Annotated in this window: 14 protein-coding genes and 1 riboswitch; of the genes, 6 read left to right on the top strand and 8 right to left on the bottom strand. The window is 55.4% G+C overall.

The window, feature by feature from the left end:
• The first annotated feature begins 549 nt into the window (after positions 1–549).
• Together purH and purD are read left to right on the top strand one after the other, a co-directional pair.
• Positions 550–2,139 carry a bifunctional phosphoribosylaminoimidazolecarboxamide formyltransferase/IMP cyclohydrolase gene (purH, locus tag AC6I8X_RS01365; protein ID WP_497840433.1) on the top strand — a complete coding sequence of 530 codons (1,590 nt, stop codon included), beginning with the start codon at positions 550–552 and terminating at the stop codon, positions 2,137–2,139.
• 18 nt (positions 2,140–2,157) lie between these two features.
• The gene (gene purD / locus AC6I8X_RS01360; RefSeq protein ID WP_313689960.1) at positions 2,158–3,438 is read left to right on the top strand and encodes a phosphoribosylamine--glycine ligase; all 1,281 of its coding nucleotides are present in this window, start codon (positions 2,158–2,160) and stop codon (positions 3,436–3,438) included.
• Between the two features lie 36 nt (positions 3,439–3,474).
• Here purD and AC6I8X_RS01355 read toward each other — a convergent pair whose 3' ends face one another.
• The 6 genes from AC6I8X_RS01355 to nudC all read right to left on the bottom strand — a co-directional run bounded on the left by AC6I8X_RS01355 (position 3,475) and on the right by nudC (position 7,876).
• Positions 3,475–4,143: a DUF1481 domain-containing protein gene (locus AC6I8X_RS01355; protein ID WP_497840432.1), complete on the bottom strand. Its 669-nt coding sequence runs from the start codon at positions 4,141–4,143 to the stop codon at positions 3,475–3,477.
• A 67-nt stretch (positions 4,144–4,210) separates the two neighbouring features.
• Complete coding sequence (hupA, locus tag AC6I8X_RS01350) at positions 4,211–4,483, bottom strand: nucleoid-associated protein HU-alpha (RefSeq protein WP_013507416.1); 273 nt, start codon at positions 4,481–4,483, stop codon at positions 4,211–4,213.
• 188 nt (positions 4,484–4,671) lie between these two features.
• Positions 4,672–5,262 (bottom strand): YjaG family protein, encoded by a 591-nt coding sequence (locus AC6I8X_RS01345; RefSeq protein ID WP_299455291.1) that lies wholly within the window; start codon positions 5,260–5,262, stop codon positions 4,672–4,674.
• A 62-nt stretch (positions 5,263–5,324) separates the two neighbouring features.
• Positions 5,325–5,993, bottom strand: coding sequence for a deoxyribonuclease V (gene nfi / locus AC6I8X_RS01340; protein ID WP_313688199.1), 669 nt, complete (start codon positions 5,991–5,993; stop codon positions 5,325–5,327).
• 2 nt (positions 5,994–5,995) lie between these two features.
• Positions 5,996–7,063 carry a uroporphyrinogen decarboxylase gene (gene hemE, locus AC6I8X_RS01335; RefSeq protein WP_497840431.1) on the bottom strand — a complete coding sequence of 356 codons (1,068 nt, stop codon included), beginning with the start codon at positions 7,061–7,063 and terminating at the stop codon, positions 5,996–5,998.
• Between the two features lie 39 nt (positions 7,064–7,102).
• The gene (gene nudC / locus AC6I8X_RS01330; RefSeq protein WP_299455299.1) at positions 7,103–7,876 is read right to left on the bottom strand and encodes an NAD(+) diphosphatase; all 774 of its coding nucleotides are present in this window, start codon (positions 7,874–7,876) and stop codon (positions 7,103–7,105) included.
• Positions 7,877–7,939: 63 nt separating this feature from the next.
• Between nudC and rsd the strand changes: the two genes are divergently transcribed.
• The 3 genes from rsd to thiE all read left to right on the top strand — a co-directional run bounded on the left by rsd (position 7,940) and on the right by thiE (position 11,268).
• Positions 7,940–8,446 (top strand): sigma D regulator, encoded by a 507-nt coding sequence (rsd, locus tag AC6I8X_RS01325; RefSeq protein ID WP_313688194.1) that lies wholly within the window; start codon positions 7,940–7,942, stop codon positions 8,444–8,446.
• An 85-nt stretch (positions 8,447–8,531) separates the two neighbouring features.
• A riboswitch (TPP riboswitch) is annotated at positions 8,532–8,631 on the top strand.
• A gap of 79 nt (positions 8,632–8,710) precedes the next feature.
• Positions 8,711–10,636 carry a phosphomethylpyrimidine synthase ThiC gene (gene thiC, locus AC6I8X_RS01320; RefSeq protein ID WP_497840430.1) on the top strand — a complete coding sequence of 642 codons (1,926 nt, stop codon included), beginning with the start codon at positions 8,711–8,713 and terminating at the stop codon, positions 10,634–10,636.
• Positions 10,633–11,268: a thiamine phosphate synthase gene (thiE, locus tag AC6I8X_RS01315; protein ID WP_313688188.1), complete on the top strand. Its 636-nt coding sequence runs from the start codon at positions 10,633–10,635 to the stop codon at positions 11,266–11,268. The genes thiC and thiE overlap by 4 nt, the downstream gene beginning before the upstream one ends.
• Before the next feature lie 23 nt (positions 11,269–11,291).
• Here the strand turns inward: thiE and AC6I8X_RS01310 are convergent, their stop codons facing one another.
• Positions 11,292–12,734 carry an aminotransferase-like domain-containing protein gene (locus tag AC6I8X_RS01310; RefSeq protein WP_313688186.1) on the bottom strand — a complete coding sequence of 481 codons (1,443 nt, stop codon included), beginning with the start codon at positions 12,732–12,734 and terminating at the stop codon, positions 11,292–11,294.
• 174 nt (positions 12,735–12,908) lie between these two features.
• Here AC6I8X_RS01310 and AC6I8X_RS01305 point away from each other — a divergent pair, with 174 nt between their 5' ends.
• The gene (locus AC6I8X_RS01305) at positions 12,909–13,097 is read left to right on the top strand and encodes a DUF1127 domain-containing protein (protein ID WP_084871757.1); all 189 of its coding nucleotides are present in this window, start codon (positions 12,909–12,911) and stop codon (positions 13,095–13,097) included.
• Between the two features lie 58 nt (positions 13,098–13,155).
• On the opposite strand, the gene rpoC is transcribed toward AC6I8X_RS01305, so the two are convergent.
• Positions 13,156–17,379, bottom strand: coding sequence for a DNA-directed RNA polymerase subunit beta' (gene rpoC, locus AC6I8X_RS01300; RefSeq protein WP_208713622.1), 4,224 nt, complete (start codon positions 17,377–17,379; stop codon positions 13,156–13,158).
• Between the last annotated feature and the right edge of the window lie 10 nt (positions 17,380–17,389).

The raw sequence follows: 17,389 nt of genomic DNA, 5'->3' as shown, positions 1-17,389 counted from the left end.
AGACTTGATATTTTTTAAGTCCGTAGACTTTTGATATCAATCCTGCGAGTGCCCACACAGATTGTCTGATAAATTGTTAAAGAGCAGTTCGAGCAGCGGGTTAACCGTCTGTCGCGAGGTGGCGTATATTACGCTTTCCTCCTTCAGAGTCAATCACTTTTTTCAGCGATTTTCTCTGGCGAGAGTTCCTTCAGAACTTCTCTCTCAACACCGCATTTCGTAAGCCGTTGTGCCGTGTCGATGGAGGCGCATTATAGGGAGTTGTTCGGCATGCGCAACCGCTAATTTCAATAAAAACAACCGTTCGCTGCATTCCACAGCAAAACCCCGCCTTATACCCACTTACACACAAAGTTATCCACATCCTGACGGGTAAATGAATTTAGTCGAGCATCGCGCAAACGTTTTCGCTACAATGCCCCGCGACGTCAAGGATGCCCCTTTTGGGGCGTTACCTGAAGCAAGCCGCTTCTTCTATATAGAAGAGAAACGCTAAGCTTGATGTAACGCTCTTATTTACGCGAAACAAAGCCAAGGGATAAAACCACCATGCAACAACGTCGTCCTGTACGCCGCGCTCTGCTGAGTGTCTCAGACAAAGCCGGTATCCTCGAATTTGCTCAGGCACTCTCCAGCCGTGGTGTTGAGCTGCTCTCCACAGGTGGTACTGCTCGCCTGATGGCAGATGCGGGCCTGCCGGTCACTGAAGTGTCTGACTACACCGGTTTTCCGGAAATGATGGATGGACGCGTCAAAACGCTGCACCCGAAAGTGCATGGCGGCATTCTCGGTCGTCGCGGCCAGGATGATGCCATCATGGCGCAGCACGCCATCAACCCCATCGACATGGTGGTCGTTAACCTCTACCCCTTTGCCCAGACGGTCGCAAAACCGGGTTGTACGCTGGAAGATGCAGTGGAAAACATCGATATCGGCGGCCCGACCATGGTGCGCTCTGCCGCGAAGAACCACAAAGACGTCGCCATTGTGGTGAAGAGCAGCGACTACAGCGCCATCATTGCGGAGCTGGATGCCAATGAGAACTCCCTGACGCTGGCAACCCGTTTCGATCTGGCGATCAAAGCCTTCGAACACACCGCCGCCTACGACAGCATGATTGCCAACTACTTCGGTAGCCTGGTACCGGCTTATCATGGCGAGAGCAAAGAGCCAGCAGGCCGCTTCCCACGTACCCTGAACCTTAACTTCATTAAGAAACAGGATATGCGTTATGGCGAGAACAGCCATCAGGACGCCGCTTTCTATATAGAAGAAAACGTCGCGGAAGCCTCAGTGGCGACGGCACAGCAGGTACAGGGTAAAGCACTCTCCTATAACAACATCGCCGATACTGATGCCGCGCTGGAATGTGTGAAAGAGTTCAGCGAAGCTGCCTGCGTGATTGTGAAACATGCCAACCCCTGTGGTGTGGCTGTAGGCGATTCCATTCTGGATGCCTACGAGCGTGCTTATAAAACCGATCCGACTTCTGCGTTTGGCGGCATCATTGCCTTCAACCGTGAGCTGGACGAAGCGACGGCTCAGGCCATCATCAGCCGCCAGTTTGTCGAAGTGATCATTGCCCCCTCAGCCACCGAAGCCGCGCTGAAAGTGACCGCCAGCAAACAGAACGTTCGCGTGCTGGTGTGTGGTCAGTGGCAGAGCCGCGTTGCCGGGCTGGATTTCAAACGCGTTAACGGCGGTTTACTGGTGCAGGATCGCGATCTCGGCATGGTCGACGCCAGCCAGCTGCGTGTAGTAAGCAAACGTCAGCCAACCGAACAGGAACTGCGTGATGCGCTGTTCTGCTGGAAAGTGGCGAAGTTCGTTAAATCCAACGCCATCGTCTATGCGCGTGACAACATGACCATCGGGATAGGCGCGGGTCAGATGAGCCGCGTCTACTCGGCAAAAATCGCCGGGATCAAAGCCGGTGATGAAGGTCTGGAAGTGAAAGGATCGGCGATGGCCTCTGACGCCTTCTTCCCGTTCCGCGATGGTATTGATGCTGCTGCTGCCGTCGGCGTCACCTGCGTAATCCAGCCGGGCGGTTCGATTCGCGATGATGAAGTGATTGCCGCCGCCGATGAGCACGGCATCGCCATGATCTTTACCGACATGCGTCATTTCCGCCATTAATCGTTTGGAGCGTTACAGATGAAAATTTTAGTGATTGGTAACGGCGGACGTGAACACGCCCTGGCGTGGAAGGCTGCGCAGTCTCCGCTGGCAGAGACCGTATTTGTGGCACCGGGCAATGCTGGCACCGCGCTGGAACCCGCATTGCAGAATGTGGCGATCAGTGCCACTGATGTCCCTGCGCTGCTGGCGTTTGCCCAGCAGGAAAACATCGACCTGACCATCGTCGGCCCGGAAGCCCCGCTGGTGATTGGGGTGGTGGATGCGTTCCGCGCGGCCGGTCTGAAAATTTTTGGCCCAACGCAGGCGGCAGCGCAGCTGGAAGGTTCCAAAGCCTTCACCAAAGATTTCCTTGCCCGCCAGCAGATTCCAACCGCTGAGTATCAGAACTTTACCGAGGTTGAGCCTGCGTTGGCGTACCTGCGCGAGAAAGGCGCACCGATCGTGATCAAAGCAGACGGTCTCGCTGCCGGTAAAGGCGTCATCGTGGCGATGACGCTGAAAGAAGCCGAAGATGCCGTGCAGGATATGTTGGCAGGCAACGCTTTCGGCGACGCAGGCCATCGTATCGTGATCGAAGAGTTCCTGGATGGTGAAGAAGCCAGCTTTATCGTGATGGTGGATGGCGACAACGTACTGCCCATGGCCACCAGCCAGGACCATAAACGTGTGGGTGATGGCGATACTGGCCCGAATACCGGCGGTATGGGCGCTTACTCACCGGCTCCGGTGGTGACTGATGAGATCCACCAGCGCGTGATGGATCAGATCATCTGGCCAACCGTGAACGGCATGAAAGCCGAAGGCAACACTTACACCGGCTTCCTGTATGCCGGGCTGATGATCGACAAAGCTGGTCAGCCGAAAGTGATCGAATTCAACTGCCGCTTTGGCGATCCGGAAACCCAGCCGATCATGCTGCGTTTGCAATCTGATCTGGTGGCGCTGTGCCTGGCGGCCTGTGACGGTAAACTGGATCAGCAGACCTCACAATGGGATCCACGTCCATCGCTGGGTGTGGTGCTGGCGGCTGGCGGTTATCCGGGTGACTACAACACCGGTGACCAGATTCATGGTCTGCCGCTGGAAGAAGTTGCAGATGGTAAGGTGTTCCACGCAGGTACCACCCTCAAAGATGATCTGGTGGTCACCAATGGCGGACGCGTACTGTGTGTCACCGCGCTGGGTGAAGATGTCGCTGCCGCGCAGCAGCGTGCTTATGCGCTGGCTAAGCCTATCTCGTGGGATGGCAGTTTCTGTCGCTACGATATCGGCTATCGCGCCATCAACCGCAAATAATCACAAGGGGCACTCAGTGCCCCTTCTTCATTCCCGTCAGAAATCGCTCTCTTTTGGTTGCCAGCTGCATTCATCCGTTGGGGTGATATGAAGCAACTGTACCCCTTCCGGCGCTTCCAGCCATGCCACCATCAATGACACCGAGGGATCGCGCTGCTGTTGCTGGGTCAGGGCTGCCACCATGCTGCTATCGAAAGGCGCATTAATGACTTTACCTTCGCAGGTTCGTACCTGAATCCCGCCCAGCCAGTGCCCCTGGCTCAGCAACACACGTCCATCCAGCAACGCATTGCTCTGCTGTAGCATCCGCTGTGCATCGAAGCGGTACAGTTCCACGCTGTCGCTGCTGACGGCTTCACGTCGCCCGGCCAGTTGCCGCTGCATAAAATTGAGATTGCCTTGCTGATCGAAACGCAACGTGACGGTATCCGGTTGTTTGCCCGTGACCTGTCGTTCCACGTTGGTGAGATTGTTGTTCAGCCAGCTGTAATCGGTGGTCTCCATCGCATCACCATCAAAGGGGATGAAGACGGTACGCATATGAATTGACTGATGGTCGCTGTTTTTGCGCCAGATACGCACTACGCCACGGTCGGCAAGGTAGCCGCTGGCAGTAAAGGCAGGAAGATCAGGGGTGGAGCTGCACCCTACCAGGAGGGCACCACATAACAGAGCGCAGACGCGCTGATGTAAAAGGTTCAGCATGGCAGGCTCCGGCAACAAAAAGGGGCGATGCCGCCCCTCTTTTAAAGCTATACCGCGTCGCGGAAACTTATTTAACAGCGTCTTTCAGCGCTTTACCAGAGACGAACGCCGGTACGTTTGCCGCAGCGATTTTGATCTCTTTGCCAGTCTGCGGGTTGCGACCGGTACGCTCAGCGCGGTGGTTCACTTTAAAAGTACCAAAACCAACCAGTTGTACAGCATCACCATCTTTCAGAGACTCAGTGATCGCAGCCAGAGTAGATTCCAGTGCAGTTTTAGCCTGGGTTTTTGACAGGTCTGCTTTTTCCGCGATCACATCAATCAGTTGAGTCTTGTTCATAAGTTATCCTTAAAGTGTATTTATCGCTTGCTAAGCAACGAGTGCGAGGGAAAAGCCATATTCTGGCACTCTTCAGCCTGCACGCACCGATAGCCACAATTTTCAGCCCCCCAAATGTAGACCAGACAGGGGGCTGATGTGAAGCCTCCAGGCGCGCTAATTCGGGCCTGAAGTCACGTTTTCTCGCCTTATTGCTGAAAAATTATACCGATGTTACTGATTCCCGCTTCGCGCAGGTCAGAACGTAACCCTTTAATGAGTTCAAGGTCGCGCTCTTCGCACTCTGCCAGCAGGCGAAAAATCTCCCACTGCAGATCCCATTCGTCAATAATTGCCTGGTTTTCGCGCAGCTCTTCATCGCTCATTTCGCGTCCAGCCTGGGTCATTTCGAGAATCGCCACGGTAGTGATCGACGTCCGGCTGACCTCAATGGCATGCTCAAGGGTTTCCCCACTCAGCTGCGCATGCAGGACTTCGCTCAATGCCACACAGGCATCAATCGCCGGATGCACACCGTAGATGTCGAAATCATCACCATTAGGGATTGCCGCTTCCAGTTTCTCCAGCTGGCTGTCGAAATTGATTTTGGCGTCTTTGACCGTCAGGCTTTCCCAGACGAGATCGAGCATGCGGCGATAAAGCTGCGGATCTGCGAATTCGGTCTGCTGACAGAAGGCCCAGTAGTTGGGGAACATGCGTTCACACAGACAGGCCATAAAGGTGACGTGCTGCCAGCTTTCCAGCTTCGCCAGACGTAAATGGACGGGGTTCTGTAACATCAAACTTGCTCTCAATAATTTAGCTGGCGGCAGTGTACCGCAAAAGCCGCGCGCAAACAGCGTCAACGCGCATTTTGCCTGCGCAGAAAGGCCGGACGACCGGAAGCAACCGCATCCGCCCAGCGCGTCGGCTCAGGTAAACGATAGCCCGCGGTACAGTTTTCCACCCATTGCAGGGCGCTATCGGTGCTGACGCGATGGCCGGTGGAAATAAACAGCGGATTGCAGCGCGCCTTGCTACGCCACACCCAGCCGATCTGCTCATCCTTATCCATCAATGGCTGACGGCTGCCTGGAGCCTCTTCCAGCGCCTCAACATGCCCGCATAAACGCCGCTTCGCCACGCCGATGGTGGGCACATCCACCAGCAAGCCGAAATGCGCGGCAACGCCGAGGCGACGCGGATGCGAGATACCGTGACCATCGACAAATAACAGATCGGGCTGATGAGTGAGTTGCTGCCAGGCCGCCAGCAGGGCGGGCACTTCGCGAAAGGAGAGAAAACCGGGGATATACGGCATGGTGGTACTGATGCGGGCAATCTGATGCTCCACCAGCTGTAACGAGGGGTACTCCAGAATCACCAGCGCGGCGCGTGTGACCGCACCGCCCTGTTCAAAGCCCACATCGGCACCGGCAATCCAGCGGGGCGGCAGCACCTCAAAATCGTCCTGCCGCACCACATCAGCCGCACGCTGTTGCTGTTCCCTGCGTAGCGCCGCTAAATCCATGGTTAACCCTGATGGTAAGGACGGGACAGACGATGCACCGCCTCAACAAAGGCACCGGCGTGCTCCGGCGGCACATCCTGATGGATACCGTGTCCCAGGTTGAAGACGTGGCCTTCCCCGGCACCAAATCCTTCAAGAATGCCCGCTACTTCCTGCTCAATACGGGCCGGAGGCGCATACAGCATGGACGGATCCATATTGCCTTGCAACGCCACTTTATGACCAACGCGACGACGCGCATCCGCAATATCCGTGGTCCAGTCCAGCCCCAGCGCATCGCAACCGGTTTCTGCCATCGCTTCCAGCCACTGCCCGCCACCTTTAGTGAACAGGGTGATTGGCACGCGGCGACCTTCGTTTTCATGCAGCACGCTATCGACAATCTTGTGCATGTAGTAAAGCGAAAATTCACGGTAGTCACGGCCGGTCAGCACGCCACCCCAGGTGTCGAATACCATGATCGACTGGGCACCCGCTTTGATCTGCGCGTTCAGATAGAGGATCACGCTGTCTGCCAGTTTATCCAGCAACATATGCAGCGTCTGCGGCTCGGCGTACATCATCTTTTTGATTTTGGTGAACGCCTTGCTGCTACCGCCTTCGACCATATAGGTCGCCAGCGTCCACGGGCTGCCGGAAAAGCCGATCAGCGGCACTTCACCTTTCAGGTTGCGGCGGATGGTGCGCACGGCATTCATCACGTAGCCCAGCTCCTGCTCCGGGTCGGGCACCGGCAGTTTATCGACATCCGCCCGGCAGGTGATGGGGTGAGAGAAACGCGGGCCTTCACCGGTTTCAAAATACAGGCCCAGCCCCATCGCATCGGGGATGGTGAGGATATCGCTGAAGAGGATGGCCGCATCCAGCGCGTAACGACGCAGCGGTTGCAACGTGACTTCGCACGCCAGCTCAGCATTTTTACACAGCGACATAAAATCACCGGCCTCGGCACGAGTGGCTTTATATTCCGGCAGATAACGCCCGGCTTGTCGCATCATCCATACCGGGGTGATATCCACCGGCTGACGTAACAGGGCACGCAGATAACGATCGTTCTTCAGTTCACTCATAATTGGCTCTCTCACTTGCAGGGCGCCAGTGTAGCATTTTCACATCGCGCTGGCGCGACACTGGGCAACGGTATCTTCAATCAAACGTCGCGCAACGGTGCCGGGCGGGGGTAATAATGGCAGGGCATCGTAGCGGAACCAGCCCGCATCCAGCAGCTCTTTGCCGTCATGTTGCAAATCACCGCCGTCATATTCCGCCATATACGCCATCATCAGCGAATGGGGGAACGGCCACGGTTGTGAGGTCACATAACGCACGTTTTTCACCCGTACATTACTTTCTTCCATCACTTCACGCGCCACCGCCTGTTCGAGGGTTTCGCCCACTTCGACAAATCCGGCCAGCACGGTATAAACGTTGTTGCGATGCTTCGCATGGTTTGCCAGCAAAATCTCATCACCACGGCGGATGGCGACAATGATGCAGGGAGCGATTTGCGGGTAATAGCGCTCGCGACAATGGCCGCACAGGCAGGCGAATTCACGTTTGCTTAAATGCATCTCGTGGCCGCAATAGCCGCACCAGCGGTGGGAACGATAGAACTCCGCCAGTTGTACGCCGCGCCCGGCAAGCTGGAACAGGCCAACGTCCTCATCAATCAGCTGGCGTACTGACCCCATGTTGTCGGGTCGTGATTCACGCACCAGCCAGACATTTTCGCCCTGCCATTCGCCAATCACCATACCGCTGCTGCCTGCCAGGCCAAATTGTTGCGCCGTGCCATGCGGCAACTCCCCCTGCGGCAGCCAAAGTTTTTGTTCATGGCTGACAATCCACCAGCCAGCGTCTACGCTTGAGATCTCACGTTGCATTTAAATCGTCATCCTTAGCGTCTATTCGCAGAATGAACAACTATAACCCACATGGAGCCTCGTATGCTTACTCAGTTAGATGACCTGACCGAGCGTGTAGGCAGCGGCAACGAATTAGTCGATTCATGGCTACACGCGCGTCGTCAGTTACTGGTGACCTATTATCAGTTGGTTGGCATGACGCCGAAGAAGGATGCGCTGAGCGCACTGGATGAGCAGGCGCTGGATGCCTTTTGCCACAATCTGGTGGATTATCTCTCCGCCGGTCATTTCAGCGTGTATGAACATATTATCAGCGAGATGCAGGGCGATAGCCCGATGATTGCTGCTGCGCAGCTTTACCCGTCGCTGGAAGCCAATACCGAACGGATGATGCAGTTGTATGATGGCCATCTGCAACAAGCCATCACCGATGACAACTGCACCACCTTCCAGCAGGCGTTATCTGAAGTGGGCGAAGTGCTGGAGTCGCGTTTTACGCTGGAAGACAAGCTGGTGCGTCTGGCGTGGGATAATCAGCTGGCGCACCCACGGGTGGCGAATGAGAGTCCTGTCGCCCGCCCGGCTTAAATCGCCCATTTGTAAAAAACTTGTTATTCGCAAAAAGCCCTTCTATGCTACAGGGGCTTTTTGTTTTGTGGTTTGAGCGCAAAACACCATCTTGTCGGAGTGCCCATAGGGCTGAGACCGTTAATTCGGGATCCGCGGAACCTGATCAGGTTAGTACCTGCGAAGGGAACAAGAGTAAACATCATCAGTACGATGCGTGCATCGTTTCTGTTACTCCTTCCGGACTCCGGACAAGCAACTTCCATCATTTACAGGAAAATTGCTATGTCTGTTGCAAAAACTTCTCGTCGTGAACAACGCGCCCAGGCGCAGGAATTTATCGATTCTCTGCAAGGTACCGCCTTTCCCAATTCAACGCGCATCTGGCTTACCGGCAGCCGTGAAGACATTCGCGTGCCGATGCGTGAGATCCAGCTCAGTCCCACGCTGACCGGCGGCAGCAAAGAAAACCCGCAGTACGAACCGAATGAACCGGTGCCGGTGTATGACACCGCCGGAGCCTATGGCGACCCGTCTGCAACCATTGATGTACACCAGGGACTGGCAAAACTTCGTGCGGGCTGGATTGCTGAGCGTGGCGACAGTGAAACCATCAACCAACTCAGTTCCAGCTATACCCAGCAACGGCTGGCGGATGAAGGGCTGGATCATCTGCGTTTTGAACATTTACCCCAACCGCGCCGTGCCAAAGCAGGTCGTTGCGTTACTCAGCTGCACTATGCACGCCAGGGCATGATTACCCCGGAAATGGAGTTTATCGCGTTGCGCGAAAACATGGGGCGCGAGCGCATCCGTGGTGAAGTGCTGCTGCAACAACATCCGGGGCACAGTTTTGGTGCGCATCTGCCTGCCAATATCACCGCCGAGTTTGTGCGTCAGGAAGTTGCCGCCGGGCGAGCCATCATTCCCTCCAATATCAATCATCCCGAATCCGAACCGATGATCATTGGCCGTAACTTTCTGGTGAAGGTGAATGCCAATATCGGTAACTCGGCCGTCAGCTCCTCAATTGAAGAGGAGGTGGAGAAGCTGGTGTGGTCAACCCGCTGGGGTGCCGATACCGTGATGGACCTTTCCACCGGCCGCTATATCCATGAAACGCGTGAATGGATTCTGCGCAACAGCCCGGTGCCGATTGGCACTGTACCGATTTATCAGGCGCTGGAGAAAGTGAACGGCGTGGCGGAGGATCTGAACTGGGAAATTTTCCGCGATACGTTGCTGGAACAGGCTGAACAGGGCGTAGACTACTTCACCATCCACGCTGGCGTGCTGCTGCGTTATGTCCCGATGACGGCAAAACGCCTGACCGGTATTGTGTCACGCGGCGGTTCGATTATGGCGAAGTGGTGTCTGTCGCATCACCAGGAGAGTTTCCTGTATCTGCACTTCCGCGAGATTTGTGAGATCTGTGCCGCCTACGATGTTGCGCTGTCGCTCGGCGATGGCCTGCGCCCGGGTTCGATTCAGGATGCCAACGATGAAGCGCAATTTGCTGAGCTACACACCCTGGGCGAGCTGACGAAAATCGCCTGGGAATATGACGTGCAGGTGATGATCGAAGGCCCGGGCCACGTGCCGATGCAGATGATTCGCCGCAATATGACCGAGCAGCTGGAACATTGCCACGAAGCCCCGTTCTACACGCTCGGCCCACTGACCACCGATATCGCCCCCGGTTATGACCATTTCACCTCTGGTATTGGTGCCGCGATGATTGGCTGGTTCGGCTGCGCGATGTTGTGCTACGTGACCCCGAAAGAGCATCTGGGATTACCGAATAAAGAAGATGTAAAACAAGGGCTGATTACTTATAAGATCGCCGCCCATGCGGCCGATCTGGCCAAAGGCCATCCTGGCGCGCAAATTCGCGATAACGCCATGTCCAAAGCACGTTTCGAGTTTCGCTGGGAAGATCAGTTCAACCTGGCACTGGATCCTCACACCGCCCGCGCCTACCACGATGAAACGCTGCCGCAGGAGTCGGGTAAAGTGGCACACTTCTGTTCCATGTGTGGTCCAAAATTCTGTTCGATGAAAATCACCCAGGAAGTGCGCGACTTTGCCGCCCGTCAGCAGGCTGAAACCCAGCCGATTGAAGTGGGCATGGCACAGATGTCAGACGCCTTCCGTAGCCGTGGCGGCGAGCTGTATCATGCTGCCGATGCTTTGAAAGAGGAAAAAGTATGACCACCCCATTTCCCAGTACCGCCCCGCGTTTAGGGCTTTATCCGGTCGTGGACAGTGTTGAGTGGATTGCCCGTTTACTGGAAGCGGGTGTACGCACCATTCAGCTACGAATTAAGGATTGCGAGGATCACGAAGTTGAGGACGCGGTGCGCGATGCCATCGCGCTCGGTAAACAATATCGCGCCCGGTTATTTATCAATGATTACTGGAGATTGGCGATTCGCTATAACGCCTATGGCGTGCATCTGGGTCAGGAGGACCTGGATGTGGCCGATCTGGATGCTATTCGCCAGGCGGGTTTACGCCTTGGCTTATCCACCCATGACGATGCCGAGTTGGATCGGGCGCTGGCTCTACATCCCTCTTATATCGCACTGGGGCATATCTTCCCCACGCAGACCAAAGAGATGCCGTCTGAGCCGCAGGGCATTACCGAGCTGAAACGTCATCTGGCGCGGCTGGAAGGCATTTCAACCGTGGCGATTGGCGGCATCTCGCTGGCACGCGCGCCTGAAGTTTTGGCAACCGGCGTCGGCAGCATCGCGGTGGTCAGTGCCATCACCCAGGCCCCGGACTGGCTGGCGGCCACGCGTGAATTGCTGGCGCTGGCGGAACCCCCAGTGACAGCGTAAGACACTGCTGGCGTAGCGGCGCGTCAGCAACTGGCCTCAGCCTCCGAGCTACAGGCCAGCATCGCCCGTTCGACCGCCGCTCCCACCAGCGCGATCGCCTGCTCAGTCGCCTCATTGATTGGCAATGCATAATTCAGACGCAGGCAGTTGCGATACTTACCTGAGGCCGAAAACAATGACCCCACCGCCACCTGAATTTTCGACTCTCGAAGTTCAGCATTCAGGCGTACGGCATCAAAGGCTTCAGGTAGTTCGATCCACATCAGGAAACTCCCTTGAGGGCGCGATACGCAAATGCCACAGGGAAAATAGTGGCGGACCCAGCAGCTCAACGTCTCGTAATTGCGTTGATACACCTGACGCATGCGGCGCAGGTGCGGCAAGTAATGCCCCTGGCGAATAAACTCCGCCACCACATGCTGCGTCACGGTGGCCGATGAACCGGTACTGATATATTTCATATGCAGCACGCGTTCACGGTAGCGCCCTGGCGCAACCCAGCCGACACGCAGGCCCGGTGACAATGTTTTGGAAAATGAACTACATAACAGCACGCGCCCATCCATATCCAGCGATTTAATGCTGATGGGACGGGGATATTCCCACGCCAGCTCACCATACACATCGTCTTCAATAATTGCGGCATCAAAGCGTTGCGCCAGCGTCAGCAGCGCACGTTTACGCGCTTCCGGCATGATAAAACCCAGTGGGTTATTACAATTGGGCACCACCACTACGGCTTTGATCGGCCACTGTTCAAACGCCAGCTCCAGCGCTTCGAGGCTGATGCCGGTCACCGAGTCGGTAGGGATCTCAATCACGCGGATGCCAAAACCACGCAATGTCTGCATGGTGCCGTGGAAAGTCGGTGATTCCACCGCAATGATGTCACCAGGCTGGCAAACAGCACGGATAGATACCGATAACGCTTCATGGCAGCCGGTGGTGATCACGATATCGTCAGCGGTAAGCTGACAGCCGCTATCGATCGTCAGACGGGCGACCTGCTCGCGCAGCGCTGCGACGCCCAACAGGGAGTCATAATTCAGCAGGTTAATATCCTGCTTCTGCGCCATGCGAGCGTGAATCTTCCATAACGGTTTAAGGGTGGGCTGTGTCAGATCCGGGATACCGCTGCCTAACTGAATGACGTCGCCCTCAATGCGGCTACTGAGCAGCTCCAGTACCGATTCCCACTGGGTGATTTCTACCGGCCGCTGGGCGGGGCGCGTGATTGCCGGAACAGGCGGCGTGGCTTTGCGGGTAGCAACGAAATAACCGGAACGCGGCTGCGGCACAATCAGCTGCTTCTCCTCCAGCACATGATAGGCCTGCTGAACGGTACTGATGCTGACGCCGTGTTCAATGCTCAGCGTACGCACCGACGGCAGTCGTTCACCGCTACGATACAGCCCCTGCTCAATGCGGTCAGAAAGCAGGCAAGCCAAATGCTGGTAACGCGTCATCGTATGCCTCACATGATTTTCAGCTGGAAGAAACCAGTACAGATGAGGTTAATTTTTACCATTCAGATCCATCACAATGCAATCTGTATGTTGAATAAATGTGTTTTTTGAATCTGTATTGAAACGATCGAAAACCGGACAATGCTTCTCAGACATCATACCGAGGGCAGGATAATGGAATTCGATCAAAACCGTGCGGCAAGACCCTTCAATATAACGTTGCTGGATATGTTGCGTGCACTGCGGCAACTGGTGAAGTCCTGGCGTTTACGCCGGGAAACCCGACGCATACTGTCGCACCTAAGCGATACGCAGCTGCGCGATATCGGTTTAACGCGCGGTGACATAGACCGCCGGAACTGAGAAAACAGACGAAAAAAAACCCTGCCGAGGCAGGGTTTTTTATTAGCGAATCGAGTGATTACTCGTCGTCGCTACCACCGAGACCGGCGTTCAGCAGTTCAGCCAGGCTTGCAGAGGCTTCATCCGCAGTAACCTGCGGTGCAACCTGCACTTCGCCTACCTGACGGCGACGCATACGATCCTGATGGTAAGCGTAACCGGTACCGGCCGGGATCAGACGACCCACGATAACGTTCTCTTTCAGGCCACGCAGTTCGTCGCGTTTGCCCGCTACCGCAGCTTCGGTCAGGACACGTGTGGTCTCCTGGAACGATGCAGCAGAGATGAACGACTCGGTTGCCAGAGACGCTTTGGTGATACCCAGCAGGTCACGCATGTAGGTGGCGCCCAGTTTGCCATTCGCTTCCAGATCACGGTTAGAGATCTTGATGCGAGACACTTCGGCCTGCTCACCTTCCAGGAAGTCGGTGCTTCCTGCGCTGACGATGGTCGCTTTACGCAGCATCTGACGCACGATGACTTCAATGTGCTTATCGTTAATCTTAACGCCTTGCAGACGGTAAACTTCCTGCACTTCGTTAGTGATGTAACGGGTCACAGCATGAACGCCACGCAGACGCAGAATGTCGTGCGGAGATTCCGGACCGTCCGAAACCACGTCACCACGTTCTACGCGCTCACCTTCAAACACGTTGAGCTGACGCCATTTCGGAATCATCTCTTCGTACGGATCGCTGCCATCAACCGGGGTAATGACCAGACGACGCTTACCTTTGGTCTCTTTACCGAAGGAGATGATACCGCTGATCTCCGCCAGGATTGCTGGCTCTTTCGGACGACGCGCTTCGAACAGATCCGCAACGCGTGGCAGACCACCGGTGATGTCCTTGGTACCGCCAGATTCCTGCGGTACACGCGACAGGGTGTCACCCGCGCTGATCTTCACGCCATCTTCCAGCTGAACAATCGCTTTACCCGGCAGGAAGTACTGAGCCGGCATGTCGGTGCCCGGGATCAGAACGTCGTCGCCATTGGCATCAACGATTTTCAGTGCCGGACGCAGGTCTTTACCACCCGCAGTACGCTCAGCAGAGTCCAGGATAACCAGCGAAGACAGACCGGTTAACTCGTCAGTCTGACGGGTAATGGTCTGGCCGTCGATCATGTCGGTGAAGCGGATGAAACCGTTCACTTCGGTGATAACCGGCATGGTATGCGGATCCCAGTTCGCCACGGTTTCGCCCGCGTTGACCTGCTCACCATCACCTTTCGCCATCACAGCACCGTAAGGTACTTTATAGCTTTCTTTGGTACGACCGAACTCGTCGATCATTTTCAGCTCAACGTTACGCGAAACGATGACCAGCTTACCAGTGGAGTTGGTAACGGTTTTCGCGTTGGTCAGCTTGATAGTACCTTTGTTCTTCACCTGAATGCTGGATTCAGCAGCCGCACGAGATGCCGCACCACCGATGTGGAACGTACGCATCGTCAGCTGAGTACCCGGCTCACCGATGGACTGTGCTGCGATAACGCCGATGGCCTCACCTTTGTTGATGATGTGACCACGTGCCAGATCGCGACCGTAGCAGTGTGCACACACACCGAAGTCGGTTTCACAGCTTACGACTGAACGCACTTTGATGGAGTCAACAGAGTTCTGTTCAACCACATCACACCAGTGCTCATCGAGCAGGGTGTTACGCGGGATCAGAATGTCTGCGGTGCCCGGCTTGAGCACGTCTTCTGCAGTCACACGACCCAGTACACGCTCACGCAGCGGCTCTTTAACATCACCACCCTCGATAACCGGCGTCATCATGATACCTTCGAAGGTACCACAATCGTCTTCGGTCACTACCAGGTCCTGCGCCACGTCAACCAGACGACGGGTCAGATAACCGGAGTTCGCGGTTTTCAGTGCGGTATCCGCCAGACCTTTACGCGCACCGTGCGTTGAAATGAAGTACTGGAGTACGTTCAGACCTTCACGGAAGTTCGCGGTGATCGGCGTTTCGATGATGGAGCCATCCGGCTTCGCCATCAGACCACGCATACCAGCCAGCTGACGAATCTGTGCCGCAGAACCACGCGCACCGGAGTCGGCCATCATGTAGATGCTGTTAAAGGAAACCTGCTTCTCTTCTTCGCCGTGACGGTTGATCACGGTTTCGGTCTGCAGGTTGTCCATCATCGCTTTAGAGACGCGTTCGTTCGCTGCGGCCCAGATATCGATAACTTTGTTGTAACGTTCGCCAGCCGTTACCAGACCAGACTGGAACTGTTCCTGAATCTCAGCAACTTCAGCTTCCGCTTCTGCGATGATCTCAGCTTTCTTCGCCGGGATAACCATGTCGTCGATACCTACAGAAGCACCTGAACGGGCTGCATAGGCAAAACCGGTGTACATGGTCTGGTCAGCAAAGATAACGGTCGGCTTCAGGCCCAGAATGCGGTAACAGGTGTTCAGCATTTTGGAGATAGCTTTTTTACCCAGCGCCTGGTTGACGATGGAGTAAGGCAGACCTTTCGGCACGATCATCCACAGGATCGCACGACCAATGGTGGTGTCGATCAGGCTGGTTTTCGCAACGAATTCATCCTGTTCGTTTTTGCTGAACTCGGTGATACGCACTTTTACGCGGGCATGCAGCTCGGCCAGGCCAGCGCGGTAAACACGCTCAGCTTCTTTCGGGCCAGTCAGCACCATGCCTTCGCCTTTGGCGTTCACTTTGTCACGGGTCATGTAGTACAGACCCAGAACAACGTCCTGAGACGGAACGATGATTGGCTCGCCGTTCGCCGGTGACAGGATGTTGTTGGTAGACATCATCAGCGCACGCGCTTCCAGCTGGGCTTCCAGCGTCAGCGGTACGTGAACGGCCATCTGGTCACCATCGAAGTCGGCGTTATATGCCGCACAAACCAGCGGGTGCAGCTGGATTGCTTTACCTTCGATCAGAACCGGTTCAAACGCCTGGATACCCAGACGGTGCAGGGTTGGTGCACGGTTCAGCAGTACCGGGTGTTCACGAATAACTTCGTCCAGGATATCCCAAACGACAGCTTCTTCGCGCTCAACCATTTTCTTCGCGGCTTTGATGGTGGTGGCGAGGCCACGCAGTTCCAGCTTGCCGTAAATGAACGGTTTGAACAGTTCCAGTGCCATTTTCTTCGGCAGACCACACTGGTGCAGACGCAGGTATGGACCTACGGTGATAACCGAACGACCAGAGTAGTCGACACGTTTACCCAGCAGGTTCTGACGGAAACGACCCTGCTTACCTTTGATCATGTCGGCCAGTGATTTCAGCGGACGCTTGTTGGAGCCAGTGATGGCGCGACCACGACGGCCGTTATCCAGCAATGCATCAACCGCTTCCTGCAACATACGTTTTTCGTTACGTACGATGATATCTGGCGCAGCCAGATCCAGCAGACGTTTCAGACGGTTGTTACGGTTGATCACGCGACGATACAGATCGTTCAGATCCGAGGTAGCGAAACGACCACCATCCAGCGGAACCAGCGGACGCAGATCCGGCGGCAGTACCGGCAGCACGGTCAGGATCATCCACTCCGGCTTGTTGCCAGACTGCACGAACGCTTCCAGCAGCTTGATACGCTTGGTCAGCTTCTTACGCTTGGTTTCGGAGTTGGTTTCGTTCAGCTCTTCGCGCAGCTGTTCGCATTCCTGCTCCAGATCCATGTTTTTCAACAGAGCCTGAATTGCTTCCGCACCCATCTTCGCGTCGAATTCGTCACCGAACTCTTCCAGCGCGTCCAGGTACTGCTCTTCAGTCAGGATCTGACGTTTTTCGAGGTTGGTCATGCCACCTTCGACAACCACATAGGATTCGAAGTACAGCACGCGCTCGATGTCACGCAACGGCATATCCAGCAGCAAACCGATGCGGGACGGCAGTGATTTCAGGAACCAAATGTGGGCAGTCGGCGAAGCCAGTTCGATATGGCCCATACGCTCACGACGCACTTTGGTCTGTGTGACTTCAACGCCACACTTCTCACAAATCACGCCACGGTGTTTCAGGCGCTTGTACTTACCGCACAGGCACTCGTAATCTTTTACTGGTCCGAAAATACGGGCACAGAAAAGACCGTCACGCTCCGGCTTGAAGGTACGGTAGTTAATGGTTTCCGGCTTTTTCACTTCACCAAAAGACCAGGAACGGATCATGTCTGGCGAAGCCAGAGCAATTTTGATCGCATCAAACTCTTCGGTTTTAGTTTGCGCTTTCAGAAACTTAAGTAAGTCTTTCACGGATTAGCTC

Source organism: Pantoea sp. X-Soil-TKNS-1280, assembly GCF_059730475.1.
Note: the sequence above shows the minus strand (reverse complement) of the source record. Positions and strands in the feature narration are given on the sequence as shown.